25 protein-coding genes are annotated in these 23,584 nt (G+C 62.5%); 13 read left to right on the forward strand and 12 right to left on the reverse strand.

All coding sequences use genetic code 11. From position 1 onward, the window contains the following. The first annotated feature begins 11 nt into the window (after positions 1-11). The 6 genes from bluB to cobT all read left to right on the forward strand — a co-directional run bounded on the left by bluB (position 12) and on the right by cobT (position 6,231). Positions 12-710 (forward strand): 5,6-dimethylbenzimidazole synthase, encoded by a 699-nt coding sequence (gene bluB, locus ACNAZA_RS08255; protein WP_415796023.1) that lies wholly within the window; start codon positions 12-14, stop codon positions 708-710. After that, on the forward strand, positions 707-1,789 hold the full coding sequence (gene cbiB / locus ACNAZA_RS08260) for an adenosylcobinamide-phosphate synthase CbiB (RefSeq protein ID WP_415796024.1): 1,083 nt from the start codon (positions 707-709) through the stop codon (positions 1,787-1,789). The genes bluB and cbiB overlap by 4 nt, the downstream gene beginning before the upstream one ends. Then, positions 1,782-2,825 carry an aminotransferase class I/II-fold pyridoxal phosphate-dependent enzyme gene (locus ACNAZA_RS08265; RefSeq protein WP_415796025.1) on the forward strand — a complete coding sequence of 348 codons (1,044 nt, stop codon included), beginning with the start codon at positions 1,782-1,784 and terminating at the stop codon, positions 2,823-2,825. The genes cbiB and ACNAZA_RS08265 overlap by 8 nt, the downstream gene beginning before the upstream one ends. A 10-nt stretch (positions 2,826-2,835) precedes the next feature. Beyond that, positions 2,836-4,332 (forward strand): cobyric acid synthase, encoded by a 1,497-nt coding sequence (locus ACNAZA_RS08270; protein WP_415796026.1) that lies wholly within the window; start codon positions 2,836-2,838, stop codon positions 4,330-4,332. Between the two features lie 169 nt (positions 4,333-4,501). After that, the gene (locus ACNAZA_RS08275; RefSeq protein ID WP_415796027.1) at positions 4,502-4,921 is read left to right on the forward strand and encodes a hypothetical protein; all 420 of its coding nucleotides are present in this window, start codon (positions 4,502-4,504) and stop codon (positions 4,919-4,921) included. 197 nt (positions 4,922-5,118) lie between these two features. Beyond that, positions 5,119-6,231 (forward strand): nicotinate-nucleotide--dimethylbenzimidazole phosphoribosyltransferase, encoded by a 1,113-nt coding sequence (gene cobT / locus ACNAZA_RS08280; RefSeq protein ID WP_415796106.1) that lies wholly within the window; start codon positions 5,119-5,121, stop codon positions 6,229-6,231. Positions 6,232-6,288: 57 nt separating this feature from the next. Here cobT and nth read toward each other — a convergent pair whose 3' ends face one another. The 3 genes from nth to ACNAZA_RS08295 all read right to left on the reverse strand — a co-directional run bounded on the left by nth (position 6,289) and on the right by ACNAZA_RS08295 (position 10,135). Beyond that, complete coding sequence (gene nth, locus ACNAZA_RS08285) at positions 6,289-6,945, reverse strand: endonuclease III (RefSeq protein ID WP_415796028.1); 657 nt, start codon at positions 6,943-6,945, stop codon at positions 6,289-6,291. An 82-nt stretch (positions 6,946-7,027) separates the two neighbouring features. Continuing rightward, entirely contained in the window at positions 7,028-8,719 is a 1,692-nt protein-coding gene (locus ACNAZA_RS08290) for a ShlB/FhaC/HecB family hemolysin secretion/activation protein (protein ID WP_415796029.1), read from the reverse strand. Positions 8,720-8,860: 141 nt separating this feature from the next. Next, positions 8,861-10,135: a collagen-like triple helix repeat-containing protein gene (locus ACNAZA_RS08295; protein WP_415796108.1), complete on the reverse strand. Its 1,275-nt coding sequence runs from the start codon at positions 10,133-10,135 to the stop codon at positions 8,861-8,863. A gap of 654 nt (positions 10,136-10,789) precedes the next feature. Between ACNAZA_RS08295 and ACNAZA_RS08300 the strand changes: the two genes are divergently transcribed. Next, positions 10,790-11,986 (forward strand): aminotransferase-like domain-containing protein, encoded by a 1,197-nt coding sequence (locus tag ACNAZA_RS08300; protein WP_415796030.1) that lies wholly within the window; start codon positions 10,790-10,792, stop codon positions 11,984-11,986. 2 nt (positions 11,987-11,988) lie between these two features. Then, positions 11,989-12,210: a SlyX family protein gene (locus ACNAZA_RS08305; protein ID WP_120968873.1), complete on the forward strand. Its 222-nt coding sequence runs from the start codon at positions 11,989-11,991 to the stop codon at positions 12,208-12,210. Positions 12,211-12,325: 115 nt separating this feature from the next. On the opposite strand, the gene ACNAZA_RS08310 is transcribed toward ACNAZA_RS08305, so the two are convergent. The 3 genes from ACNAZA_RS08310 to ACNAZA_RS08320 form a co-directional block, all read right to left on the reverse strand. Next, on the reverse strand, positions 12,326-12,472 hold the full coding sequence (locus ACNAZA_RS08310) for a DUF3149 domain-containing protein (protein WP_205589396.1): 147 nt from the start codon (positions 12,470-12,472) through the stop codon (positions 12,326-12,328). A gap of 209 nt (positions 12,473-12,681) precedes the next feature. Beyond that, a complete protein-coding gene (locus tag ACNAZA_RS08315; RefSeq protein ID WP_415796032.1) occupies positions 12,682-14,109 on the reverse strand; it encodes a M20 family metallopeptidase in 1,428 nt (475 codons plus the stop codon). Positions 14,110-14,175: 66 nt separating this feature from the next. Beyond that, positions 14,176-15,189, reverse strand: coding sequence for a tripartite tricarboxylate transporter substrate binding protein BugE (locus ACNAZA_RS08320; protein ID WP_415796033.1), 1,014 nt, complete (start codon positions 15,187-15,189; stop codon positions 14,176-14,178). A 205-nt stretch (positions 15,190-15,394) separates the two neighbouring features. Here ACNAZA_RS08320 and ACNAZA_RS08325 point away from each other — a divergent pair, with 205 nt between their 5' ends. Together ACNAZA_RS08325 and ACNAZA_RS08330 are read left to right on the forward strand one after the other, a co-directional pair. Then, entirely contained in the window at positions 15,395-16,402 is a 1,008-nt protein-coding gene (locus ACNAZA_RS08325) for a LysR family transcriptional regulator (RefSeq protein ID WP_415796034.1), read from the forward strand. A gap of 124 nt (positions 16,403-16,526) precedes the next feature. Continuing rightward, positions 16,527-17,021, forward strand: a complete 495-nt coding sequence (locus ACNAZA_RS08330) for a DUF2721 domain-containing protein (RefSeq protein ID WP_415796035.1) — start codon at positions 16,527-16,529, stop codon at positions 17,019-17,021. Between the two features lie 72 nt (positions 17,022-17,093). On the opposite strand, the gene ACNAZA_RS08335 is transcribed toward ACNAZA_RS08330, so the two are convergent. Beyond that, complete coding sequence (locus ACNAZA_RS08335; protein WP_415796037.1) at positions 17,094-18,014, reverse strand: HTH-type transcriptional regulator ArgP; 921 nt, start codon at positions 18,012-18,014, stop codon at positions 17,094-17,096. 105 nt (positions 18,015-18,119) lie between these two features. Between ACNAZA_RS08335 and ACNAZA_RS08340 the strand changes: the two genes are divergently transcribed. After that, on the forward strand, positions 18,120-18,764 hold the full coding sequence (locus ACNAZA_RS08340) for a LysE/ArgO family amino acid transporter (protein ID WP_415796038.1): 645 nt from the start codon (positions 18,120-18,122) through the stop codon (positions 18,762-18,764). 11 nt (positions 18,765-18,775) lie between these two features. Here the strand turns inward: ACNAZA_RS08340 and ACNAZA_RS08345 are convergent, their stop codons facing one another. Together ACNAZA_RS08345 and ACNAZA_RS08350 are read right to left on the reverse strand one after the other, a co-directional pair. Next, complete coding sequence (locus ACNAZA_RS08345) at positions 18,776-19,093, reverse strand: hypothetical protein (RefSeq protein WP_415796040.1); 318 nt, start codon at positions 19,091-19,093, stop codon at positions 18,776-18,778. Between the two features lie 186 nt (positions 19,094-19,279). Then, positions 19,280-19,747, reverse strand: coding sequence for an Lrp/AsnC family transcriptional regulator (locus tag ACNAZA_RS08350; RefSeq protein ID WP_415796042.1), 468 nt, complete (start codon positions 19,745-19,747; stop codon positions 19,280-19,282). A 91-nt stretch (positions 19,748-19,838) separates the two neighbouring features. On the opposite strand from ACNAZA_RS08350, the gene ACNAZA_RS08355 reads away from it, so the two are divergent. Continuing rightward, complete coding sequence (locus ACNAZA_RS08355; protein WP_415796043.1) at positions 19,839-20,741, forward strand: EamA family transporter; 903 nt, start codon at positions 19,839-19,841, stop codon at positions 20,739-20,741. Between the two features lie 116 nt (positions 20,742-20,857). Here the strand turns inward: ACNAZA_RS08355 and ACNAZA_RS08360 are convergent, their stop codons facing one another. After that, a complete protein-coding gene (locus ACNAZA_RS08360; RefSeq protein WP_415796044.1) occupies positions 20,858-21,643 on the reverse strand; it encodes a MetQ/NlpA family ABC transporter substrate-binding protein in 786 nt (261 codons plus the stop codon). A 155-nt stretch (positions 21,644-21,798) separates the two neighbouring features. Between ACNAZA_RS08360 and ACNAZA_RS08365 the strand changes: the two genes are divergently transcribed. Next, on the forward strand, positions 21,799-22,038 hold the full coding sequence (locus tag ACNAZA_RS08365; RefSeq protein WP_120968770.1) for a DUF3820 family protein: 240 nt from the start codon (positions 21,799-21,801) through the stop codon (positions 22,036-22,038). 59 nt (positions 22,039-22,097) lie between these two features. Here the strand turns inward: ACNAZA_RS08365 and ACNAZA_RS08370 are convergent, their stop codons facing one another. Together ACNAZA_RS08370 and ACNAZA_RS08375 are read right to left on the reverse strand one after the other, a co-directional pair. Next, entirely contained in the window at positions 22,098-22,601 is a 504-nt protein-coding gene (locus ACNAZA_RS08370; RefSeq protein WP_415796045.1) for an ABC transporter substrate-binding protein, read from the reverse strand. Positions 22,602-22,926: 325 nt separating this feature from the next. Next, positions 22,927-23,484: an NADPH-dependent FMN reductase gene (locus ACNAZA_RS08375; RefSeq protein WP_415796046.1), complete on the reverse strand. Its 558-nt coding sequence runs from the start codon at positions 23,482-23,484 to the stop codon at positions 22,927-22,929. Positions 23,485-23,584: the final 100 nt, after the last annotated feature.

The following is a 23,584-nucleotide window of genomic DNA, read 5'->3' on the forward strand; positions in this document are numbered from 1 at the left end:
ACAATAAGCTTATGACTGATCCCCAAACCACCATTCCCGCCACGCCCTTCACCGAGGCCGAGCGTGCTGCCGTCTATCGCGCCATTTACGAGCGCCGCGATATGCGCCACTTTGCGGGGGGCGTGGTGGAGGAAGAGGTCTTGCTGCGGCTGCTGCGCGCCGCCCACCACGCACCCAGCGTGGGGTTTATGCAGCCATGGCGCTTTATTCGCGTGAAAAGCCTGGAGTTGCGCCGCTCCATTCATGCCCTGGTGGAGCAGGAACGAGTGCTCACCGCCCGCGCCCTGGGCGAGCGTGAAGAAGATTTCATGAAGCTCAAGGTGCAGGGCGTGCTGGATGCCGCCGAGGTGCTGGTGGTGGCCATGCCGCCGGGGCGCGAGGCCCATATTTTCGGCCGTCGCACCCTGCCCGAGATGGACATTGCCAGTACGGCTTGCGCCATTCAAAACCTGTGGCTGGCCGCGCGGGCCGAAGGGCTGGGCATGGGCTGGGTGTCGATTTTCGATCCCCAGGCGCTGGCCGCTTTGCTGCAAATGCCCAAGGGCGCACATCCGCTGGGCGTGCTGTGTCTGGGCCCGGTGGATGCGTATTACGCCCAGCCCATGCTGCAGCAGGAAAAATGGGCCAGCCGTGCGCCATTGACCGACATGCTGATGGACGATGTCTGGGATAGCACGCGAACCCCGCCACCGACCACGCCTCGCACATGACGCTTGTTTCCTGGGTGGATTTGCTCATCGGGTTCTTCAGCCCCCTAGGCTGGGTGTTCAAAGCTCTGACCGCCGAGCCTGCGTCGGCGCTGTTCTGGTCGCAGAAGCTGATGTGCGCCCTGATGGCCGTGCTGGTGGCCTTGTTGCTGGACAAGCTCTGGGGTGAGCCGCCTGTGTGGCTGCACCCGGTGGTCTATATGGGCAAGGCGCTGGGCTTGCTGGGCCAGTGGATTGCGCCGCGCACCGAAGTGGGTCGGGACTACGCGCGTTTTATGCTCGCAGCGCTTGCCTGGTGTGCACTGGCAGCTATTGTTTTCATTATCTATGGCCTGCTGCAGTTTTTGCTGCCGGATTCGCTTTGGTGGCTGTCTGGCCTGCTGATCGGCGTGCTGCTAAAGCCCTTGCTGTCCTGGCGCATGCTCAAGGACGAGGTGCTGGCGGTGGAAGCCGCGCTGCAGCAGTCGCTGCCTGCGGGCCGCGAGCGCCTGACCTGGCTGGTAAGCCGCGATACCACGCAGCTGAGCGCCGCCACGGTGCGCGAAAGCGCCATCGAAACCCTGGCGGAAAACCTCAATGACTCGGTGATCGCGCCGCTGTTCTGGTTTGCCGTGGCCGGCTTGCCCGGTGCCGCCGTTTATCGCCTGGCCAATACCGCCGATGCCATGTGGGGCTATCCGGGCTGGCGCGGTCAGGGCGAGCAGCGCCGTCACTGGCAGTGGGCCGGCAAATGGGCGGCGCGGGCCGACGATGTGCTCAACTGGATTCCGGCTCGCATCACGGCCGCCTGGCTGGCGCTGCTGGCCGGTGGCGTGGCGTGGTCGGCCTTGAAGCGCGATGCGGCCGTCACCCCTTCGCCCAACGGCGGCTGGCCCATGGGCACCATGGCGCTGGCCCTGGGCGTGCAACTGTCCAAACCCGATGTCTATCAGCTCAACCCCGGCGGCCGGGAACCGCAGGCGGTGGATCTGCAGCGGGCCGTGAATCTGGCCTCCAAAGCGGTGGTGACGCAGGTGGTGCTTGCGCTGATAGCTATGATTTTTGTTGCTTTTTGGATGTGGAAAGTGGGTCTCCATGGCTGAGTTCACCCATGGCGGTACCGATGCCTTGGGCGTGCCGGCCCATGATTTTTCCACCAACCGCAATGCCTGCGGGCCCTGTCCTTTGGTCGTTGAAGCTTTGCAGGCCGCCCATGTGGCGCAGTACCCCGATCCTCTGTACAGCGATTTGCGTGCGCAGCTGGCGGCGTTTCATGGCGTGGAGCTAGGGCGCGTCCTGATTGGCGGCAGCAGCAGCGAGCTGATTCACCGCCTGACCCAGCATGCGCAGCGCAGCGGAGCACAAAGCATCCGCTTGCCTCGGCACCACTATGGCGACTATGCCCAGGCCGCCCAGGTCTGGGGGCTGGCGCAGAACGCCCGCAGGGCGCCAGCTAGCGATCAGCCTGTTTTGCTCTGGGCCTGCGAGCCATCGAGCCCGCTGGGATGGTGCGAAGAGATCTGGCCGGTCTGGAGTCAGCCGCCCGTGCGGAGTGCCGGCCAGGCGTTGTTGCGTGAATGGCGTGTGCTTGACTGTGCTTACCGACCCTTGTGGCTGGAAGGCGAGGCGCCCGAGCGGGAATTTGACCATGTCTGGCAGCTGTGGACGCCGAACAAGGCCCTGGGCATGACGGGCGTGCGCGCCGCCTATGCGATTGCGCCTCTGCAGGTGGCAGCGGCCGAGATGAGCGCGCTGCGCGAGTTGGCTCCGTCCTGGGTGGTGGGTTCGCATGGCGTGGCCATGCTGCAAGCCTGGGTCAGAGCCGACGTGCAGCAGTGGCTGAGCGCCAGCCTGCATCGGCTGCGCGACTGGAAGCGGCAGCAGCTGGCTCTGTGCGAGCAACTGGGCTGGCAGGTGATTGCCGACCATCAGGCCAATTATTTTGTGGCCCGCCTGCCTGTGGCGGATCAAGCCATGGCGGCAAGACTGCAGGTCTTGCGCAACCAGGGCATCAAGCTGCGCGACTGTGCCAGCTTCGACTTGCCCGGCTATGTGCGGCTAGGCGTGCTGCCACCCATATCCCAGGCTGCGTTGCGCGCCGCCTGGAGCGCGCTTGGAACAAGCCTGGAATTCATTTGAGAACTGGAACATGAGCCAACTGATTCATTTGCCGCAACCCATTCCCGGCCAGCGGCCCGCCTTGTGCGTGATGGTGCTGGGCACCAGCAGCGGCGCCGGCAAAAGCTGGGTGACCACGGCGCTGTGCGCCTGGTACCGGGCCCAGGGCTACAAGGTGGCGCCCTTCAAGGCGCAGAACATGAGCAACAACGCCCGCGTGGTGGCAACACCCGACGGAAAGTGGGGCGAGATCGGCACGGCCCAGTATCTGCAGGCCCTGGCCGCCGGCTGCGTGCCCGATGTGCGCATGAACCCGCTGCTGCTCAAGCCCGAGGCCGATACGCGCAGCCAGGTAGTGCTGTTCGGCCAGGTCCATGACGAACTCAGCGCCATGCCCTGGCGCGGCCGCAGCCTCAAGGTCTGGCCGCAGATTGCGCAGGCGCTCGATGACTTGCGTGCCGAAAACGATGTGATCGTGATCGAAGGCGCAGGCTCGCCGGCCGAGATCAACCTGCATGCCAGCGACGTGGTCAATATGCGTGTGGCCCGTCACTGCAATGCCCATTGCCTGCTGATTTCCGATATCGACCGGGGTGGGGCGTTTGCCCACCTGTACGGCACCTGGGCGCTGTTGCCGCAAGACGAGCAAAAACTGATCAAAGGTTTTGTGCTCAACAAATTCCGAGGTGATGCCAGCCTGCTGGCACCCGCGCCGCAGATGCTGGAAGAAAAAACCGGCGTGCCCACCGTGGCCTGCATTCCCATGCAGTTTGCCCATGGCCTGCCCGAGGAAGACGGCGTGTTTGACGACCGCGGCAGCAACGGAGCCGGCCAGGCGGTGCACACCACCATTGCCATCGTGGCCTATCCGCGCATCAGCAATCTCGATGAATTCCAGCCCCTGCTGCAGGTGCCCGGCGTGCGCGTGGTCTGGGCCCGCTCGCCGGCGCAGATTGCTGCGGCCGACTGGGTCATCCTGCCCGGCAGCAAGGCCACGGCGGCCGATCTGGCCTGGATGCGCGCACAGGGGCTGGATGCTGCCGTGGTAGCCCATGCCAACACCGGCAAGCGGGTGCTGGGCATTTGCGGCGGCCTGCAGATGCTGGGCGAGGCGCTGATCGACCTGCATGGCGTGGATGGCAACGCCGCCGGCCTGGGCTTGCTGCCGGCAGCGACCTTGTTTGCGCAGGAGAAAACCGTCAAGCCCACGCGTTTTGCCCTGCCAGCGCTGCAGGCACCCTGGCAGGCGCTGAGCGGCGTGGAAGTGACTGGCTACGAAATTCACCATGGGCAGACGCAGCTGCGCCAGGACATGCAGGCGGGGGCCGAGGCCAAGGCTGCCGAGCTGCTGACCGGCTTGCTGTGGCAAGGCGGCAACCCCGTGGTGCTGGGCACCTATCTGCATGGTCTGTTTGAAAATGCTGCCGTCATCCATGCCTTGTTTGGTGAAGGCGCTCCCAACTTGGAAGACGTTTTTACGCGCATGGTCCAGGGGGTTGGGCAGTGGTTTGCCGAGATGCCAGCCTGATGCGGCGCGGGCCGGGGCTGCAGCGTTGCGGTAGCTAGCGTGTAGGCCTAGGCTTGCAGGCGCATATGGGCTGCTCCGATAAGGTGAGGTAAGGAATGCGCGCAAGCTCGCTTGATTACTCACTCACCCATCAGGGAGTCTGCTCATGGCAAATTTTGGAATTCGCACCATGCAATTGACACTGGGCGCGGTGGCCCTGGCGGTCGCTGGCTTTGCCGGTGCCCAGACCATGGATGCGGCACCGGCCCCGGCTGCCAAATCGGCGGAGATGAAGTCTCACAAGGAAATGCATAAAAAAATGCATAAGCAGCAAGGCTCGCATCACCACAAGCGCCAGGGGTCGCGCGATGCCAGCCCTGCCACCCGCGAAGCGGCTGCTGCCCGTGCCGAAGCCCAGCGTGGCAAGCTCGATGACGGCCAGGGCATGAGCCAGTACGAACGCAATGCCTATGCACGCTGCCAGGTGTTCAAGACCGATATCGACCGCCAGGCCTGTGCCGACCGTGTCAAGCAGGGGGCGGTCAGCGGTACGGTGCAGGAAGGCGGTATCTTGCGCGAGTCGACCATTGAAGTGCCGGTAGGCCAGTAAGCGGCTCATCTTCAGCATGCCCCAAGGCTCTGCGGAGCCTTTTTTCGTGGCCGGGCTTTCCTGCCGGTGCTGTATGCACTCCAGAACGCGCGATACTCGGCATCCGGCTGGCAGGGCGTTGCCAGCAAAGTAGGGGTGCAGGCCGTTTCCGGTCAATGGTCGCGCCTGTATTCGATGTGCCGGGGATTGCCGCCTTGATGAATTCCGTTATCCGTTCCGATTTAGCTCTGTCCAGCATCTGGTCCTGCCCCGAAGTGGCCGATATCAGCGACGAGCAACTGTTGGCTTGCGTGCAGCACAAGCTGGACTTCAAGACCAAGCCTCTGGGCTCGCTGGGTGTGCTGGAGGCGCTGGCGCTGAAGCTGGCCTCGGTGCTGGGCAGTGAGCAGCCGCAGCTGCAAGCTCCGCAGATGCTGGTGTTTGCCGCAGACCATGGCCTGGCCGCCAAAGGCGTGTCGGCCTATCCGGTGGATGTGACCTGGCAGATGGTGGAGAATTTTCTGGCCGGCGGTGCCGCGGTCAGCGTGCTTTCGCGCCAGAACGGGATTGCCCTGAATGTGGTCGATTGCGGTGTGGCCAAGGACTTCGCCGTGCGCGAGCAAGACCCTGAACACAAGCAGCCCAAGGCCGACGAGCCGCGCCTGTGGCGCCGCAAGGTGGCTTATGGCACGGCCGATAGCAGCGAAGGGCCGGCCATGACGGCCGAGCAGTGCGCCGTGGCCTTGCGCAACGGCGCGGAGCTGGTCAAGAAGCTGCCCGGCAATGCCTTGCTGCTGGGCGAGATGGGCATTGGCAACACCTCGGCCGCATCGCTGCTGCTGGCGCGGCTGTGTGGAGAACCGATTGAAGCCGTCACCGGCATGGGTACCGGTCTCGATGCCCAGGGCCTGCAGCGCAAGCTGGCGGTGCTCAAGCAGGTGCTGCAGCGGCATACGGCAGTAACGGAACCTTTGGCCGTGCTGGCTGCCATGGGCGGGCTGGAGATTGCCACCATGACCGGCGCCGTGCTGCAGGCTGCGGCCGAACGCCGCCTGATTGTGGTGGATGGTTTCATCACCACGGCCGCTGTGCTGGTGGCCAGCCGTCTGCAGCCCCATGTGCTGCAGCGCTGTGTCTATGCCCATCGCTCGGGCGAACCGGGCCATACCCGCATGCTGGCCCAGCTGCAGGCCCAGCCGCTGCTGGATTGGCAGCTGCGCCTGGGAGAAGGCTCGGGTGCGGCACTGGCCTGGCCGCTGCTGCTGTCGGCCTGCACCATGCTCAACGAGATGGCCAGCTTCGAGTCGGCAGGCGTCAGCACCAAGGGCTGAAGACCGCTTCTGTATTGATAGCTATTGGCGCTTTTGTGATGTACGCTAGCGGCTGTTTCAGCTCTTTTTTTCTGCCGTGGGCGCGGCCGTCTTGGGCGTGAAATCGCAGTATTGGGACACCACGCACTCCCAGCAGCGGGGTTTGCGGGCCTGGCAGACATAGCGGCCCAGCAGGATCAGCCAGTGGTGAGAATCCACGGCGTACTCCTCGGGCACGCGTTTGAGCAGCTGTTTCTCCACTTCCAACGGATTCTTGCCGGGGGCCAGCCCGGTGCGGTTGCTTACGCGAAAGATATGCGTGTCCACCGCCATGGTAGGTTGGCCAAAGGCCACGTTGAGCACCACATTGGCGGTCTTGCGGCCCACGCCGGGCAAGGCTTCCAGTTCTTCGCGGGTGCTGGGCACCTGGCCGCCATGCAGATTCACCAGCATGGCGCAGGTCTGCATCAGATGCTTGGCTTTGCTGCGGTACAGACCTATGGTCTTGATATAGCTCTCAAGCCCCTCCAGACCCAGATCCAGAATTGCCTGCGGCGTATTGGCTACCGGAAACAGCTTGCGCGTGGCCTTGTTTACGCCCACGTCGGTGGCCTGGGCCGACAGCAGCACGGCGGTCAGCAGCTCAAAGACGGTGGTGTATTCCAGCTCGGTTTGCGGCGTGGGGTTGGCGGCCTTGAGCGCGGCAAAAAAAGGCTCGATCTCGCTTTTTTTCATTGCGCTATTGTCGCTTGCTTGCTGCCGTTAAAAAAGCCGCAGGCTTTGCGGGCCGCGGCTTGGACGCAAGACGGGTGCGGCCTCAGAGATCGAGGTTGTAGCTGAGCAGCAGGCTGTAGCGCAGTTCGCGCTCGGGGTTGTTGGCCGTGCGGTCGCCCATGGGCTTGCTGGCCGCAAGGTCCAGGGAGTAGTGGCGATTGTCGGACAAGCGCAGTCCGAGGCTGGCCGAGCGCAAGGTGTTGCCCGCCAGCCCGCTGGTTCTCTGATGGGTGCGCGCCCATTCATAAAGCACATAGGGTTCGACGGATTTGAGCCACTGATGGGCCATGACAAACTGGTAGTTGCCTTCCACGCTGGCGCCCAGGCCCGAGTCGCCGGAAAATTCTCCCGCCTGATAGCCGCGCCCAAAGCGGTTGGAGCCGAAGGAGATTTTTTCAGGCGTGGGCAGAATGTCGCGGCTGTATTGCCCGCCAACGGCAAAGCCGGCGCCGAATTTGCTGGCAAAGCGGTGGCGCTGGCTGTATTCCATCAGCAGGCGCGTGAAATCGAGCTTTACCGACGAAGGCAGCACCAAGGTCTGATTGAGGTTCTGATAGAGCAGACCCGCCTGTGCGCCCATGGAGTTCAGGCCGTGCGCCAGCAGCAGATTGGCCGAGCGTGTGGCCTGCGGGCTGAACGATGACCATGCCAGCTGGGCGTACAGCGTGCGCACCCGCTCTTCATTGGAAAGATATTCGCGGTTGGTCTGCAACTCCTTGTTGTAGTTGATGGCGTACAGGCCGGCCGTGCCTATCAGCTGCGTGCGGTTGCTCAGTATCAAGGGGTGGCTGATGTTGAAGTCAAGCTTGCGCTGGCGCGTCAGGTCGTCAATGCCGGGTATGTGCGTGGCGGGGTTGTTGAAGCTGCGATAGTCAGAAAAGCTGGCCCGGGCCAGCGTGCCTTCGGCATTGAGCGACTGGGTAAAGCCCAGTGAGCTGAAACGCTCCTTGCTGGGTTTTTGCAGCATGGTGGACAGCTGCAACTGGCTGCCTGCCCACAAGGGGTCGTTGAGCGTGAGCGACGCAATTATGCGCGGTGTGGGTTTGCGCAGCTCGCCGCCCAAAGCCACCACCACAGGCTTGTGCTTGGACTTGATGACAAGTGCCGTGGCGCCGTCCGTGGTGGTGGGCAGGCTGGCAGAGGCGGCAATCTGCACGCCCGGCAGACGGGCCATCAGCTGGGTCTGTCTTTGAAAGGTTTGGGTGGTCAACGGTTTTTCATGAAGCAGGGGCTGGGCCAGTTCGCGAATCCCGGATTCGGAGCGCCCAAAATCGCCTTCCAGCTGAAGATTGGCCACATAGCCTTCCACCACGGTGACCAGGACCACGCCATCGGCAAAGTTCTGCGGCGGCAAAAAAGCAAAAGAGAGCGCAAATCCGCGCTGCTGGTACAGCTCTCCCACTTTCTGTGCCGCCTGGGCCAGAGCGCCCACGGTATGGGTGCCATTGATGAAGGGCGTGAACAGGGCGCTGACCTCATCGAAGGCAATGGCCGAGCTGCCTTGGACATTCACGCCCCTGACGGCGACTTGCACGCTGGCAATATCCTGGTTGCCGACCTGGGGCGTTTGTATCTGTATTGGCACCTGAGGGCGGCTGGCTGGCGGCACGCGGGGCAGGGTTTGCAGCGGATTGCCCGACTGGGCCCATGTCAGAGCCGTGCCGAAAAGCAGCGGCAGGCTCAGCGGTAAAGCGCTCGTCCAGCGCGAGCGGCGAAAAGTCCTTGTTTGCTTCATCTCCAAAACGCCCTCCTGTCTTTTCTTTCTCTGCTGCATTTTTAGTGGCTTACCTTGTTTTGGGTATAGGGGTCTGTCGCAAAAAAGCCCGCACGCAGCGGGCTTGCAAAGCAGGCGATGCCGGATGACATCGCCCATGCTTTACTTGGCAGTGGCGCCCAGACCGCCCGTCAGCGCTCCCATGCCACCGAGAACCCCGCCCAGCAGACCGCCCAGTGGGCCGGCCTGGGCTTCCGTACCCACGCCTGCTGTCACGTTGGTGGTGGCATTGGCGGCCACGGTCAGCCCGCCGGTCACGCCCGAGACCAGATGGGCGACAGGTGCCAGGATGCCGCCACCGGGGGCCGTAGAGCCGCCGGTCACACCACCTGTCAGTCCGCCGACTAGGTGAGTGACGGGGGCCAGAATGCCGCCTATGCCAGCTGCACCACCAGAGCCGCCAGTCACGCCGCCGGTGAGCCCGCCGACAAGCTGGGTGACGGGAGCCAGAACGCCGCCGCCTACTACGCCGCCCCCACCGGAACCGCCTGTCAAGCCACCGGTCAGACCACCTACCAGGCTGGTGACTGGAGACAACGGCCCCCCGTTGCTACCGCCATTGATTCCACCCAGCAAACCGGTGACTGGCGAGAGCACCCCGCCACCGCTGCCGCCGCTCACGCCGCCAAGCAGGCCGGTGACGGGGCTGAGCAAGCCGGCATGGGGAGTGGAACCTGGTGTTTTGGCCAGGCCGCCCAGGCCGGCAACGGTCTCGCCCACTCCGTCAACCACCTGGCCCAGCGGCGCGACGATGGGGGCATCGGTAGCGGCAATACCGGTGCCTACATGGCTGACCAAGCCTCCCACGGTGGTCAGCAGATTGTTGACCGGCTGGCCTATGCCGGTGGTCTGACCCAGGTTTTGTACCGTGCCGACCACGCTGCCCAGAATGGGGGTGGCAGTGCTGCTCAGATTACTGGTCAGTCCGCTGACCAGAGGACTTTGCGTCACTTGCTTGACCGTTCCTTCCAGGCGGGTGACGCCGCCTCCCACTGTCTGGACGAGACCGCCTGCCAGACCAGCCACATCGCCCACGGCGCCCAGCTCCGGCTTGTCCAGCGCGCTGACGGTCTGACCCACGCTGCCGACAGCTTTACCCAGATAGCCCACGGCAGGGGCCACGCTTTGTACCGTGGTGCCTATGGGGTCGGCGGTCTTGCCGATTTGCCCCAGTCCCGAGCTGACTCCATTGGTCAGTGACGCCACCGCAGAGTTGGTGTTGCCCAGAATGCCGCTGGCCGGCTGTGCGATGCCGCTGAGCGGGGTGTTATCTGTAGCCTTGCCCAGCACGCCGGTGACCAGCGTATTGGCATCGGTGATCACGCCATTGACGCCACCCAGCGCGTCGCTGGTGTTGTTGACGGTGTCGCGAACCACGGTCAGAGAATCCGCAGCAGGGTTGCCGCCGTTGTTGCCGCCACCGGTCCCGCCGCCCGTGCCGCCGCCCGTGCCGCCGCCCGTGCCNCCNCCCGTGCCACCACCCGTGCCACCACCCGTGCCACCACCCGTGCCACCACCCGTGCCACCGCCGCCGGCGACCACATCGCCACCACCGCTGCCGCCGCTTCCCGCACCGGTCTCGCTGCGAAGCGAGCCGCTGGAGCCGCAGGCCGCCAGGCTGGCCACCAGGGCCACGGCGCAGAGGCTGCGCAGGCCCAGACCTGTTTTGCTGTTCATGTCCGCGGACAGCAAGCTCTGTGTCAAATCAGAAGTACGCATAAAACCCTCGTCTTAAAGATATGCACCAAAAGAAATCGGAGTCCATGCCGCCTGCTGCGGCGGTGTGTGCATATTCCTGTTTCACCCTCAAGACTGTCCAATTCATATCTCCAGAAACGGAGTTACACTTAATTAATAAATCCTATCGAAAGTGACACATTGCTAGGTATCGTCTTACGACCGTCTGGCATTTGTACCTACAAATACAAGAGTGTTTCCCGACAGGCTGCCGGGCGCGCCACAATAGAGCGCTTTCGGGCAGGTGCTACTGCCTGCAATTCCCATCTCCGTCGCGCTTTAACGAAAAAACGTATGCAATTTGCCAAACGACTCGATAACGTAGAGACCTCTGCGATCCGTGAACTGTTCAAGCTGCTGGGCAAGCCCGGCATCATCAGCTTTGCAGGCGGCTTTCCGGACAGCGCCATGTTTGATGTGGCAGGCATCAGTGCCGCATCGGCAGCTGCCCTGCAGCAAGAGGCCGGTGCGGCATTGCAATATGGCGCCACCGAGGGCTACCAGCCGCTGCGCGAGCAGCTCTCGACCTTCATGGCCAGCAAGGGCGCACCCGATGTGGCACCCGAGCAGCTCATCGTGACCACGGGCAGCCAGCAGGCGCTGGACTTGCTGGGCAAGACCATGCTGGGCGAGGGTGACAAGGTCATCGTGGAAGGCCCGACTTTCCTGGCCACCATCCAGTGTTTCCGCCTTTACGGCGCCGAAGTGATCTCCGCGCCCGTGGACGAGCACGGCGTCAACACCGATGCGCTGGAGGCTCTGATTGCCGAGCACCAGCCCAAGCTGGTCTATCTGATTCCCACTTTTGGCAACCCCAGCGGCGCCACTCTGAGTCTGGAACGCCGCAAGAAAGTGCTGGAGCTGGCCGTCAAGTACCAGACGCTGGTGGTGGAGGACGATCCCTACGGCGATCTGTACTTCGATGCCGCGCCACCCGCCAGCCTGCTGGCGCTGTCGCGCGAAGTGCCTGGCAGCCGTGCCTGGCTGGCGCACTGTGGCTCGCTGTCCAAGGTGCTCAGCCCCGGTCTGCGCATAGGCTGGTTGATTGCTCCGCCCGAGCTGCTGTCTCGCGCCGTGATGTGCAAGCAGTTCAGCGATGCCCATACCAGCACTTTTGCCCAGGCCACGGCAGCGCAATACCTGAAGTCCGGCGCCATGCCCAAGACCTTGGCCCATGTGCGCGAGGTCTATGCCAAGCGTGCCAAGGCCATGGGCGATGCGCTGCGCGAGCAGTTGGGCGATGCCGTGGAATTCGTGCAGCCCCAGGGCGGCCTGTTCCTGTGGGTGCGGCTGACGGGTGCCCGCGGTCAGCTGGCCGATGCCGGCGTCCTGGCCAAGAAGGCTATTGAGGAAAGCGTGGCCTTTGTGCCGGGCACGCCTTTTTATGCGCAGAACGCCGACAGCGCCACCTTCCGCCTCTCGTTCGCGACGGCCGATGAAGACAAGATTCGCGACGGCATTGCGCGTCTGGCCAAGGCGCTGAAAGGGTGAGCATGAGCGAGGACATGGAGTCTCTGCAGACCAGGGTGATGGAGCTGGAGATCAAGGCCAGCTATACCGACGATCTGCTGGAGCAACTCAATATGACGATTTACCGCCAGCAGCAGCAAATCGACATGCTCATCAACGAGTTGCGTGAACTCAAGCGCCAGGTGCCCGAGGGCGGTGGTGCCGGACAGCGCAACTTGCGTGACGAACTGCCGCCGCACTACTGATTGCGGTGATCGCAGAGACACAAAAGGCCGGAGCAATCTCTGGCCTTTTGTGTTTTTGCTTTTGGGTATTTTATGCTTGAAGCCTATATCTGTATTGCACTAGCTGCTATGAAAATCATTCTTTAGGGGCCTCGGCCGCAATGTGTTTCATCTTGCCCATGAACAAGCAGGTGAAGAACACCGCCATCACCAGAATTAAGACGATGACGATCAGGCTCATCAGCCCGTAGTCGGTGGAAAAAAGATCGATCATCAGTTTCATGGGGCCTCCCTGTGGTGAGCCGCGGGCATGCGGTCATAGGCCGACTATTGCCCGGAGCCGGCGCTCAGGGCTTGTGTTGCATCAAGCTTTGACGGGCGGCGTTTTGCGTGCGCGCAAGAAGCGGGTGAAGCAGCCGCAGCCGCGCATGAAGCAGCCCGCAAAAAAGCCCTGCAATCGCTTGCAGGGCCTGAGGCTGAAATACGGACGGTTTACTTGCGCAAAAACGGCAGCGGCACCTCCGGCGGTATGGGGCAGATATAAGGCTTGCCGCCGCGGCGCTGCAGCAGCTCCTGCTTGGCCAGGCTTAGCTGTTCGGGATGGGCCAGCAGTTCGATGGCGGTGGCCGTGAGAATCTTGGCCGCGCGCACCATGCCGGCATGGGCCAGGGTGGATTGGCCTTGCGAGACCATCTGCCATGAATGCAGCGGCGTGCCGAAAGCGTAGCAGGCCACCCAGGCCTGGACCGTGGGCGTGATCCAGCTCACATCGGCCACGTCGGTGGAGCCGAACATGATGTCGTTGACCTTGGGGTCGTAGGGCGACAGGCCTTCGAAGATGGCCGGAACCTTGCCGCGCAACACGCTGGCCAGCGGGCGGCTGACGGCGTCCACGTCGTTCTGATCCAGCGTGGCCTGAAACTGTCCGGCCACGGACTGCGTCTGCGCATCCACCTGCAACTGGCCCAGAGCCTGCATCTGTGCATACATCACCTCGTTCAAGGTGCTGTTTTGCAGCAGGTTGGAGCAGGCTTTGTCGAACACGATCTCCAGCTTGCAGTCGGTCATCAGCGCCGCACCACGGGCCACGTTTTGCACGCGCTCGTAGAGTTCGGCCGCTTCGTGGTTGCGCGCCGCGCGTATCAGATACAGCGCTTCGGCGCGGGCCTGCACCACATTGGGCGACAGGCCGCCGCTATCGGTCACGGCATAGTGCACGCGCGCATCCGAAGGCATGTGTTCGCGCAGATAGTTCACGCCCACGTTCATCAGCTCCACCGCGTCCAGCGCGCTGCGGCCCAGGTGCGGCGAATGCGCGGCGTGCGAAGCCTTGCCGTGGAAGATGAACTTGGCCTGGATATTGGCCAGCGTGCTCTGGCTGAACAGGCCGGTGTAGCTGGCCGGGTGCCAGGTCAGCGCGGCATCGACATCGTCGAACACACCGGCGCGCGCCATGAAGGTCTTGCCGGAGCCGCCTTCCTCGGCCGGGCAGCCGTAGTAGCGCACGCGGCCGCTCTGGCCCGTGCGGCTCAGATGCTGCTGCAGCGCAATGGCCGCAAAGTGGGCCGATGTGCCCAGCAGGTGATGGCCGCAGCCATGGCCGGCCAGGCCCGGGCTGTCGGTGGATGGCGTGCAGACCAGGGCGCCGCTTTGCTGGTTCAGACCCGACAGCGCATCGTATTCGCCGAGCAGGGCAATCACCGGGCCTTCGCTGCCCCATTCGGCCATGAAGGCCGTGGGAATGCCGGCCACGTTCTGGGTGATGCGAAAGCCGGCCTGTTCCAGCGCTGCCGTGTGCAGTTGGGCCGAGGCATTCTCGGCATAGCGCAGCTCGGCCAGCGACCAGATCTGATCGGCCAAAGCCGTCATGCGCGGTGTTTCACGCTGAAAGAAATCCTGCAGGGCGTTCATCGCTTGCATGGGGGAAAAATCCTTTGCCGGGTGCTTTAAGAAAGATGGGCGGGCGGGGGAGTCAGGCACAGCGGCTTATTCGGGCTTGACGCCGGCCTTGTCCAGCAGGGCCTTGTTGCGCTTGAGTTCGGCGGCGATCTGGGCCGGGAACTGGACCGGAGGCGTTTCGGTCGAGGTGGCGCCCAGATTTTTCAGATGCTTTTGCACCTCGGGCAGATGGGCAGCCTTGACGGCGGCTTCCTGCAGCTGCTTGACGATGGCTGCTGGTGTGCCGGATGGCACGACCAGACCGAACCAGCTGATGCCCAGCTCGTTGAGCTCTTCATAGCCCAGCTCCTTGAAGGTGGGCACGTTGGGCAGGTCGGGCGAGCGGCCGTGGGAAGCGACCACCACCGGCACCAGCTTGCCGCCCTTGATCTGGGGCATGGCCGAGGGCAGCTGGTCGGTCATGATCTGTACCATGCCGGCCAGAGCGTCATTGAGCGCCGGGCCGTTGCCGCGATAGGGCACGATCTGGATCTGGGTCTTCATGGTTTCGTTGAACGAGGCCACCATCAGATGGCCCAGCGTTCCCAGACCCGGCACGCCGGCGCTGTAGCTGCCGGGCTGGGCCTTGATCTTGGCCAGAAAGTCGTTGAAGTTGTTCACGCCCATCTTGGGGTGAGCCATATAGACCGAGGGCATGGTCACCAGATTGGCCACGGGCAGCAGCTTGCCTTCCAGCTTGGTTGCGCGCTTGTAGAGCAGGGGGTTGATGGTGGCCGTGCTCACGGTGGCCATGCCAATGGTGTAGCCGTCGGGTGCGGCCTGGGCAATGGCTTCGCTGCCTATCAGGCCGCCTGCGCCGCCTTTGTTGTCCACGATCACCGGTTGGCCCAGGGTGGAGCGCATGCCTTCGGCAATCACCCGCGCCACGATATCGGTGGAGCCGCCTGCCGCAAAGGGAACGATGAGCTTGACGGGCTTGCTGGGGTAGACATCGGCGGCCAGCGCCTGCGCTGCCGGCAATGCCCAGAGGGTGCTGGCGGCGGCCAGGGAGATCAGGCCGAGGCGGCGAAAGCGGCGGTTTTGGCGTGAGGGTGCGGACATGAGCGACTCCAGAAAGATATCGGCGACAGCGCGTCCATAGGCATGGTGCAGGTCATGCTGTTTGCGCCGTCATTGAAGTGAAATATAGAAATTTCAACGGCTTTGCAGTGCACGATATTTGTCGCAAGCTATAAGCTATGCCGATAGCTATGAGGCTTCTCCCTGTGAAGCTTGTAGCGTGATAAGTGCAAACCCTAGGTTCTCCATGCCCAGTCCATATCCTTTTTCCGAATTGCAGCGCAGCGACGATGTCGCAACACCCGAAGGCAAGCAGCTGTTCTCCCGTTTGACCAAACAGGGGCGCTTGCGCCAGCTGCAGCTGCTGGTGGCGCTGCAGCAGTGCGGCTCGGTCCTGCAGGCTGCCGTGCACCTGAACATGAGCCAGTCGGCCGCCACCCAGGCCCTGGCAGAACTGGAGCGGGTGCTGGACATGAAGCTGTTCGAACGCCATGCGCGGGGCATGCGGCCCACGGTGGCGGGCCAGACCTTGATTGATGCCGCGCACGGCATGCTGGCCGGGCTGCAGGAGGTTTCAGAGTCGCTGGCCTCCATACGCCGTGGGGCGGCTGCTGCGCTGCGCATGGGCTCTATTCCTGCGGCGGCCATGTCCATTCTGTCGCAGCTGCTGCCGCGCTTTTATGAGGCGCATCCGCAGGTGCATGTGGATGTGCACGAGGACGCCAGCACGCCTTTGCTGTCGCAGCTCATGGCTTCCCGCCTGGACGTGGTGTTCTGCCGCCAGCCCCAGATGTTGCCGGCCGCTTTCGCCTTCGAGCCTTTGCTGCTGGATGCGGCGGTGGTGATTGCCGATGTGGAGCATGCTCTGGTGGGGCGTCGCGATGTGGCGCTGCAGTCCCTGAGAGGCGCACGCTGGGTGTTGCCCAGCTTTGGTATCGCGGTGCGCAGCATCGTGGAAAACGAGATCCTGCCGGTGCTCGAGGATGCATCGTGGTTTCCCGCCTCTACCGTGTCCCTGCCGGTGCTTGAGGGGCTGCTGACTCAGCCCGGCGCGGTGTCCCTGGTGCCGCGCAGCATTTTGCCGGGCCTGCGAACCCAGGGCCGTGTGCGGGTGCTGGATGTGCGCATAGCCGGCGGCTTGCCGCCGCTGGGGGCGGTGTACCGCATAGACCGTGCGCCTTCGCTGTTGCTGGAGATGCTCAGGCTGTGGCACCGGCTCAAGCTTGATCACGCCGCGCCCGTGCCTGCGACTTAGTCAAGGCCGGTGATGGCCGCTGAAAAAACAGGGCTGCTGGTCATTTCTACGTGTCCTGGTGAAAACAGCGCTGACTTTTGTGCATAAGAATAGAGGCTGAGAACGACCCGATTTTGAGGACCCAATGAGTATCTGGACCATTGACGCCGCAACCGTCACCCATAGCATCCAGCTGGCCGTAGCTCCGGTTTTCTTTCTGACTGCGGTGGCCGGCATGATCGGCTCGGTGGCCGGACGGCTGGCCCGCATCATCGACAGGGCGCGCAAGCTGGAAGAGAACCTGCGCACTGCCACCGATCACGAGCTGATTGCACGCAGCCTGACCGAGCTGCATTATTTGCGCGCGCGCGGCCGCCTGGCCAATGTGTCTATCGGACTGCTCACGCTGTGCGGCGTGTGCATAGGGCTGACGATTGTGCTGCTGTTCGTGGGCGAGGCCTATGGCGTCAGCGGCCAGCGCTATGCCGTGTTCAGCTTTCTGATTGGCGTGCTGACCTTTGTCTCGGCGCTGTGCTGCTTTCTCTGGGAAACCATCATGGCCACGCGCATTCTGGACTTTCACGTGCTCAGCCAGGCCAAGGCTGCCGTGCGCCATGTGAAGCCCGGCGCGCCGCAGTGAAATCCGGTTTTGATAGCAGCTTGCGCAATACCTATAAGGGGTATTGCCCAAAAATAGACTGAAAAATGCGGTTCAGCTCTCCACGGGCTCCAGCCAGGCAGCGGCGGCGTGAATGACGCAATCGGTCAGCCGCTGCAGGCTGGCTTGCGCATTGCGGGTATGGGCCCAGTACATGGGAATGTAGAGATTTTTGCCCGGCAGCAGCGCTATCAATTCGCCACTGGCCAGCTGCGGCGCTATCAGTGCTGCAGGGTGCATGCCCCAGCCCATGCCCAGCTCCACGGCACGGGAGTAGCCCTGGTTGGAGGGCAGAAAATGGCGCGCGTTATTGCGCCGTCCATCCTGCCCCAGGCTGTGCAGCCATTGATCCTGCAGGCTGTCCTTGCGGCCGTAGTACATCATGGGCGCCTTGGCCAGGGCCTCGGCCAGACTCTGGTCCGTATCCGCCTGGGCTAGATAGCGGGCCACAAACTCGGGGCTGGCCACGGCGATATAGCGCATGCGGCCCAGCGGCCAGGTGTTGCAGCCGGCAATTACCGATCCCGTGGCCGTGACGGCGGCCATCACCTCGCCTTCCTTGATGCGTTTGGCCGTGTGGTCCTGGTCGTCGATGCTGATGTCCAGCAGCTCGTTGCCGTCCTGCGTGAACGCGGCCATGGCGTCCATGAACCAGGTGGACAGGGAGTCGGCATTCACCGCCAGCTTGAGCGTGGGCAAGGCGGTCTGCCCCTCGGGCACCAGCTCGGGGTTTTTGCGGCGCAAGTCGTTTTCCAGCAGTGCCACCTGCTCCACATGCAGGCACAGACGTCGCCCGGCCTCGGTGCCCGTGCAGGGCTGGCCGCGCAGCACCAGCACCTGGCCCAAGCGTTCTTCGAGCAGCTTGATGCGCTGGGAGACGGCCGAGGGCGTCACATGCAGCTTGCGCGCCGCACGTTCAAAACTGCCTTCGCGCACCACGGCGGCCAGGGCTTCCAATCCTGCATAGTCAAGCATTAGAAATACTTCATTTGATTGAGTAAATGTAATTTTACTTAACTATTTTCAGAGGAGAGAATCCGGGCCAGTCAAGAGTGAGTATTTGAGAGCGAGTATTTGATAGTGGACCTGACAACGAATTTTTCTTCCGCCTGGATAGCCGGCTTCACGGTGTGCGCTTCGCTCATCGTCTCCATTGGTGCCCAGAACATGTATGTGCTGCGCCAGGCCGTGCAGGGTGAGCATGTACGTGCCTGTGTGACCTGGTGCGTGCTCAGCGATGTGCTGCTGGTGGCTCTGGGTGTGGCGGGCATGGCGCAAATGCTGGCCAGCTACCCCGAGCTGGCCCAGTACCTGACGCTGGGCGGTGCCGCGTTTTTGCTGGCCTATGGTCTGTTTGCTCTCAGGCGCATGTGGCTTGCGCCCGACGCCGCGCCGCAGGCCGAGCAGCGCAAGAGCGGGCCGCGCAGCCTGATGAGTGTGCTGGCCGCACTGGCGGCAATCACCTTGCTCAACCCCCATGTGTACCTGGATACGGTGCTGCTCATGGGCTCGATAGGCGCGCAGCAGCAAGGCGCGGGACGCTGGTCGTATGTGATCGGTGCGGCCTCGGCCAGCTGTCTGTGGTTTGTACTGCTGGCGCTGGCGGGCCGACGGCTCAAGCATTTGTTCGCCAATCCCAGGGCCTGGCGCATCATGGATGGCATCACCGGCGTGATGATGCTGTGTCTGGCCTGGTGGGTGGCTGGCAGCGTTTGGGCGGATTGAGTCGCGCGGCCTCAGTCCTCAGATGGTGCCGCTGGTTCTGTCCATAGGCCCACGATCTCGATCAGATTCCAGCCATTGCATTCAATGCGGTAGTGGCCGGTGTTGCCGGTTTTCTTGCTCAACCCCTCGATCACCACCTCGCGACCGCCGTGGCATTGGGCCTGGGACAGCGGGGTGATTTTGTCGTACTGGTGCTTCTCGGCAATGTCACCACGGAAGTTGAGGGTGAGCTGCGAGCGCCGGGGATAGTAGTCGGCCGCATACTTTTCCAGGGTGCGGGTGGCAACCAGGGTGGCCATATCGAGCGCGTTGATAGGCAGGGACGACATAGATGGCTCCTCAAAAGAGTGTAGGCAGCCTGTTACGTAATGTTTCCATTCTGTAGGGCTGTAGTCGCATGCATGTTGCAATTTGTTTCACTAAATTGCAATGCTGTTAAACCTGATGTGTCGGTAATTGCACGCATATCCAAGCTTGCTTGCGTCGTTTGGCTGCGCAATCAGCCTGGTTCTGCTTCAAATCGGCAGCTGTAAGCCTGTTTTCACTCGTTCCAGTGCGATCGATGTGCTAAAGCGTCGAATGTTCTCGTCGCCCTCGAACAAGCGGGCGCAGATCGCCTGGTAGTCCTCCATATCGGTGGCACTGACCACCAGCACATAGTCGGTCTCGCCCGTCACATACCAGCTTTGCTGCACGGCAGCCTCCTGCTGCAGGCGCTGGCGAAACGGCCGGGAGAGATCGGGCCTGTCATTGACCAGCTGCACGGTGATGATGGCCGTGATGCTCAGTCCCAGCTTGCCGGGCTCCAGCACGGCCACATTGGCGCTGATCACTCCAGTTTCCTGCAGCCGCTTGATGCGCCGTTGAACGGCGGGAGCCGAGAGATTGATGCGCTCGGCGACCAGGCGTTGGGGTGTGAGGTTGTCACGCTGCAGTTCGGCAAGAATGGCGCGGTCAAAAGAGTCCAGATCGGCGGCGGGCATAGGGTGTTGCGGTGCAGTAAGAGCGAAACTTGCAAGAGCAGTGCTGAAAACGAGTGAATTTCACAGGGGCTATGCAATATCGTACGCGCCTATGTCAAAAAACAGCTGGAATCATTGGTGGCCCGTGTTGGCCGTGTTGGGCTCGGTCACCTCGCTGGGCGTGGGGACCTCGCTGGCCAAGCAGCTGTTTCCTCTGGTCGGTGCCCAGGGCACCTCGGCCTTGCGCGTGGGGTTTGCGGCTCTGATCCTGGTGTGCATCTGGCGGCCCTGGCGCTGGACGCTCAACCGTCAGCAAGCTTTTGCGCTGCTGCGCTTTGGCCTGGCGCTGGGCTGCATGAACCTGCTGTTCTACATGGCGCTGCGTGATATTCCCTTTGGCCTGGCCGTGGCCATTGAGTTTTCCGGCCCGCTGGCGGTAGCGATCTACTACTCGCGCCGGGCCGTGGATTTTGTCTGGCTGGCGTTGGCGGTGGCCGGTCTGGCGCTTATCTTGCCCATTGGCCATGACAGCGGCCTGCATCTGTCGCCCACGGGGGTGGCCTGTGCGGTGGGCGCGGCCGTTTGCTGGGCGTTGTATATCGTGCTGGGGCGCAGGCTGGGTCAGATTCCCAGCGGGCAGGCCGTGTCGCTGGGCCTGCTGTGCGCGGCACTGGTCGTCGTGCCTTTTGGCGTAGCCGAAGCCGGCGTCAAGCTGCTGTCGCCTTCCATCTTGTTGTTCGGACTGATGGTGGCTGCCATTTCCAGCGCCTTGCCCTACACGCTGGAAATGATGGCTTTGCGTCGCCTGCCGCCCGCCACTTTCGGCATTGCCCTGGCCACCGAGCCCGCGATTGCCGCCTTCATGGGCATGCTGCTGCTGAGCGAGCATCTGACCCTGGTGCAATGGGCCGCCATTGCCTGCATCATGGGCGCGGCCATGGGCAGTGCGATGACGCGGCCGCCTTCCAAGCCGCAGGCCGAGACGGCAGCCAAGAGCGCAGCCACGGCGACTTAAAGGTTTCTACCGAATATCCCAATCAATACATGCGCTTGCAGCTATGAATTGAAGAGCAATAAAAAAGCGCTGCCCAGGCAGCGCTTTTTCATGGGAGCTGGCTAGATGCCGGGTCTTCAGAAGGCGGGAACGACGGCGCCCTTGTACTTCTCCTGGATGAACTTCTTGGTGTCTGCAGAGTGCAGAGCGCTCATCAGCTTGGCAATATCGGCACCGCCGGCGCGATCCTTGCGGGCCGCCACGATATTGGTATAGGGCGAGTCCGCACCTTCGATGAACAGCGCATCCTTGGTGGGATTGAGCTTGGCTTCGATGGCGTAGTTGGTATTGATCAGGGCCAGATCGACGTCAGCCAGCGCACGGGGCAGCAAAGGCGCTTCCAGTTCCTTGAATTTGAGCTTCTTGGGGTTTTTGACGATGTCCAGAGGCGTGGGCGTCAGGCTCTTGGGGTCCTTGAGCTCGATCAGGCCCTGCTTGGCCAGCAGGATCAGGGCGCGGCCGCCGTTGGACGGGTCGTTGGGAATGGCCACGGTGGCGCCATTCTTCAGATCCTTGATGTTCTTGATCTTGCTGGAGTAGGCACCGAAGGGCTCCACATGCACCTTGCCGTTGGGCACGGCCACCAGGGAGCTCTTGCGATCCTTGTTGTAGCTGTCCAGATAGGGCTGGTGCTGGAAGAAGTTGGCATCGAGTTGCTTGTCTTCCACGGCGGCATTGGGCTGCACGTAGTCGCTGAATTCCTTGATTTCCAGATCGATGCCCTGGGCCTTCAGCGCAGGCTTGATGTGGTTGAGAATTTCAGCGTGAGGTACGGCGGTCGCAGCGACCTTGAGCACTTCGCCGGCTTGGGCTGTCAGGGCCAGAGTGGCAATCGCGATGGCAGAGAGAGCTTGCTTCAACATGTTGTTCCGAACTTTCTTCAGCAGGTTGCAATAAATCCCAAAGGCTCAGCACTGAGCCGTGGTCAATCAAGTAAGGTGTGTAGTCTAGTGCGGCTCAAGCACGGTCGTCGAACATTTTTCTTATTTGGTTATAAGAGCGTCGTTTTTTATTCCTTATGAACCCTGAAATGCTGGAGCGCCTGGTGCGCGTGCCCATGCCTTATGGCAAATACAAAGGCCGGCTGATCGCCGATCTGCCCGGCAACTACCTCAACTGGTTTGCGCGCGAAGGTTTTCCCAAAGGCGAGCTGGGCCAGTTGCTGGCCTTGATGCAGGAGCTGGATCACAACGGACTCAGTGGGCTGCTTGAACCGCTGCGCAAGGCTGCAGGTCTGGCACCGCGCGCCCAGGAATAGAGCGCTTGGCGCATGAAAAAGGGCCGCATAAAGCGGCCCTTGCTACGTGTGCAGCCTGTTTACTTGGCGGCAGCGCGTGCGGCTTCGGCCTTGGCTTTGGCTTCGTCCAGCTTCTTTTGCAGGTCGGCGGCTTCGGCTTCAGCCTTCTTGGCTTCCGCTTCCTTGGCCTTCTTGGCTTCGGCTTCCTTGTCGCCGCCGCCCATGGCGCCGGCAATGGCGCTACCGGCCATGGTGCCGGCTACGGCGCCAACGGCGGCACCGGCCATGGTGCCCATCATGCCGGAGCCACGAGTTGGCGCGGCGGCGGGTGCGGCGGCTGGAGCTGCAGCAGCGGCCGGAGCTGCGGGTGCTGCAGCCTTGGGAGCAGCAGCTGCAGGCGCCACAGGAGCGGGCTGAGCCGGTGCCTTGGCACCAATGCTGGCAGGGCGCACAGACTTGCTGCTACCCATACGCTTGGCCTGGGCCAGCGAGGGCACGGACAGCGAGGCAATTGCGATGGCAATCACGGAAGCGGTAGCACGGTACGAAGTCTTCACTGAAGGTTTTCCAATCATGGTTGTCATAGAGGGCCGCTTGCTGCCGGATGGCAAAAGACAGGCCGGCAAATCCCGGTGGCCCTAAGGCCATCAAGCTTGCTTGCTATGTATTTAGATACAGGGAGGAGAATTTCAAGACCCGGGACTGAAACCGCTGGTTAAAAAGCGGGAGCCCTGGGTCTGGCAGCCAATTGTTGTGTTGTGTATGGGGCTGCACGGCCATTGTAGGGACTGGCAGCTCAGGGCTGGCTGCTCAATACCCCTTTGTCGTAAAAAACTTAAATCCATGAAAAATCCCCGTAGTGCTTGTCGCATCTGCGGGGATTGCTATGAAATCAGAAGAAAAGCGGTTTCACTTTTTCTGATGCAACTCGACCCAGGCCAGAAATTTGTCCATGTACTTGTTCAGAAAGTCGTGGCTGGCGGCTCCGATATTGCCCTGGGCATCGATCAGCTCATCGCTCCAGCGCACAAAGCCCTCGGGTTGCTGCAGGGCAGGCATGTCCAGAAAGACAAAGATATTGCGCAAATGCTGTTGGGCCATGGCGGTCGCCGCGGCGCCGGGCGAGGTGCCGATCACGGCGGCGGGAATGCCGGCCCAGGCCGACTGGCCGTAGGGGCGGCTGCAGGCATCCAGCGCGTTCTTGAGCAGGGCGGGCACGGAGCGGTTGTGCTCGGGCGTAACGAACAGTATGCCGTTGCAGCTGCGAATTTTCTGCTTCACGTCCTCATAGGGCTGGGCGGCCGGCGTGCCGTCCATATCGCGGTTGTACAGGGGCAGATGGCTGATCTCAAGGAACTCGACATCCGCCTTGTCCTGCACCAGTTTGGCCAGGCCCTGAGCCAGCTTGCGGTTGATCGATTGCTGGCTGCTGCTGCCCACGACGATGCCAATTTTCAACTTGCTCATTGCTGGGACCTTTCTGCTGTCTTTGGGAAAGAGCGTCCACTCTAACAAGCGCAGCCGGCCTTGTCGCGTCAGAAATCCGGCCTGTTGCAACGCGGCAAGC

Origin of the sequence: Comamonas aquatilis, from assembly GCF_965139575.1 — a bacterium.
Taxonomy (GTDB): Bacteria; Pseudomonadota; Gammaproteobacteria; order Burkholderiales; family Burkholderiaceae_C; genus Comamonas; species Comamonas aquatilis.

Excerpts from the sequence above, each read along its gene's own strand:
- bluB (WP_415796023.1), top strand. The coding sequence starts at position 12 with ATGACTGATCCCCAAACCACCATTCCCGCCACGCCCTTCACCGAGGCC.
- cbiB (WP_415796024.1), top strand. The coding sequence starts at position 707 with ATGACGCTTGTTTCCTGGGTGGATTTGCTCATCGGGTTCTTCAGCCCC.
- ACNAZA_RS08265 (WP_415796025.1), top strand. The coding sequence starts at position 1,782 with ATGGCTGAGTTCACCCATGGCGGTACCGATGCCTTGGGCGTGCCGGCC.
- ACNAZA_RS08270 (WP_415796026.1), top strand. The coding sequence starts at position 2,836 with ATGAGCCAACTGATTCATTTGCCGCAACCCATTCCCGGCCAGCGGCCC.
- ACNAZA_RS08275 (WP_415796027.1), top strand. The coding sequence starts at position 4,502 with ATGCAATTGACACTGGGCGCGGTGGCCCTGGCGGTCGCTGGCTTTGCC.
- cobT (WP_415796106.1), top strand. The coding sequence starts at position 5,119 with ATGAATTCCGTTATCCGTTCCGATTTAGCTCTGTCCAGCATCTGGTCC.
- nth (WP_415796028.1), bottom strand. The coding sequence starts at position 6,945 with ATGAAAAAAAGCGAGATCGAGCCTTTTTTTGCCGCGCTCAAGGCCGCC.
- ACNAZA_RS08290 (WP_415796029.1), bottom strand. The coding sequence starts at position 8,719 with ATGAAGCAAACAAGGACTTTTCGCCGCTCGCGCTGGACGAGCGCTTTA.
- ACNAZA_RS08300 (WP_415796030.1), top strand. The coding sequence starts at position 10,790 with ATGCAATTTGCCAAACGACTCGATAACGTAGAGACCTCTGCGATCCGT.
- ACNAZA_RS08305 (WP_120968873.1), top strand. The coding sequence starts at position 11,989 with ATGAGCGAGGACATGGAGTCTCTGCAGACCAGGGTGATGGAGCTGGAG.
- ACNAZA_RS08310 (WP_205589396.1), bottom strand. The coding sequence starts at position 12,472 with ATGAAACTGATGATCGATCTTTTTTCCACCGACTACGGGCTGATGAGC.
- ACNAZA_RS08315 (WP_415796032.1), bottom strand. The coding sequence starts at position 14,109 with ATGCAAGCGATGAACGCCCTGCAGGATTTCTTTCAGCGTGAAACACCG.
- ACNAZA_RS08320 (WP_415796033.1), bottom strand. The coding sequence starts at position 15,189 with ATGTCCGCACCCTCACGCCAAAACCGCCGCTTTCGCCGCCTCGGCCTG.
- ACNAZA_RS08325 (WP_415796034.1), top strand. The coding sequence starts at position 15,395 with ATGCCCAGTCCATATCCTTTTTCCGAATTGCAGCGCAGCGACGATGTC.
- ACNAZA_RS08330 (WP_415796035.1), top strand. The coding sequence starts at position 16,527 with ATGAGTATCTGGACCATTGACGCCGCAACCGTCACCCATAGCATCCAG.
- ACNAZA_RS08335 (WP_415796037.1), bottom strand. The coding sequence starts at position 18,014 with ATGCTTGACTATGCAGGATTGGAAGCCCTGGCCGCCGTGGTGCGCGAA.
- ACNAZA_RS08345 (WP_415796040.1), bottom strand. The coding sequence starts at position 19,093 with ATGTCGTCCCTGCCTATCAACGCGCTCGATATGGCCACCCTGGTTGCC.
- ACNAZA_RS08350 (WP_415796042.1), bottom strand. The coding sequence starts at position 19,747 with ATGCCCGCCGCCGATCTGGACTCTTTTGACCGCGCCATTCTTGCCGAA.
- ACNAZA_RS08355 (WP_415796043.1), top strand. The coding sequence starts at position 19,839 with ATGTCAAAAAACAGCTGGAATCATTGGTGGCCCGTGTTGGCCGTGTTG.
- ACNAZA_RS08360 (WP_415796044.1), bottom strand. The coding sequence starts at position 21,643 with ATGTTGAAGCAAGCTCTCTCTGCCATCGCGATTGCCACTCTGGCCCTG.
- ACNAZA_RS08365 (WP_120968770.1), top strand. The coding sequence starts at position 21,799 with ATGAACCCTGAAATGCTGGAGCGCCTGGTGCGCGTGCCCATGCCTTAT.
- ACNAZA_RS08370 (WP_415796045.1), bottom strand. The coding sequence starts at position 22,601 with ATGACAACCATGATTGGAAAACCTTCAGTGAAGACTTCGTACCGTGCT.
- ACNAZA_RS08375 (WP_415796046.1), bottom strand. The coding sequence starts at position 23,484 with ATGAGCAAGTTGAAAATTGGCATCGTCGTGGGCAGCAGCAGCCAGCAA.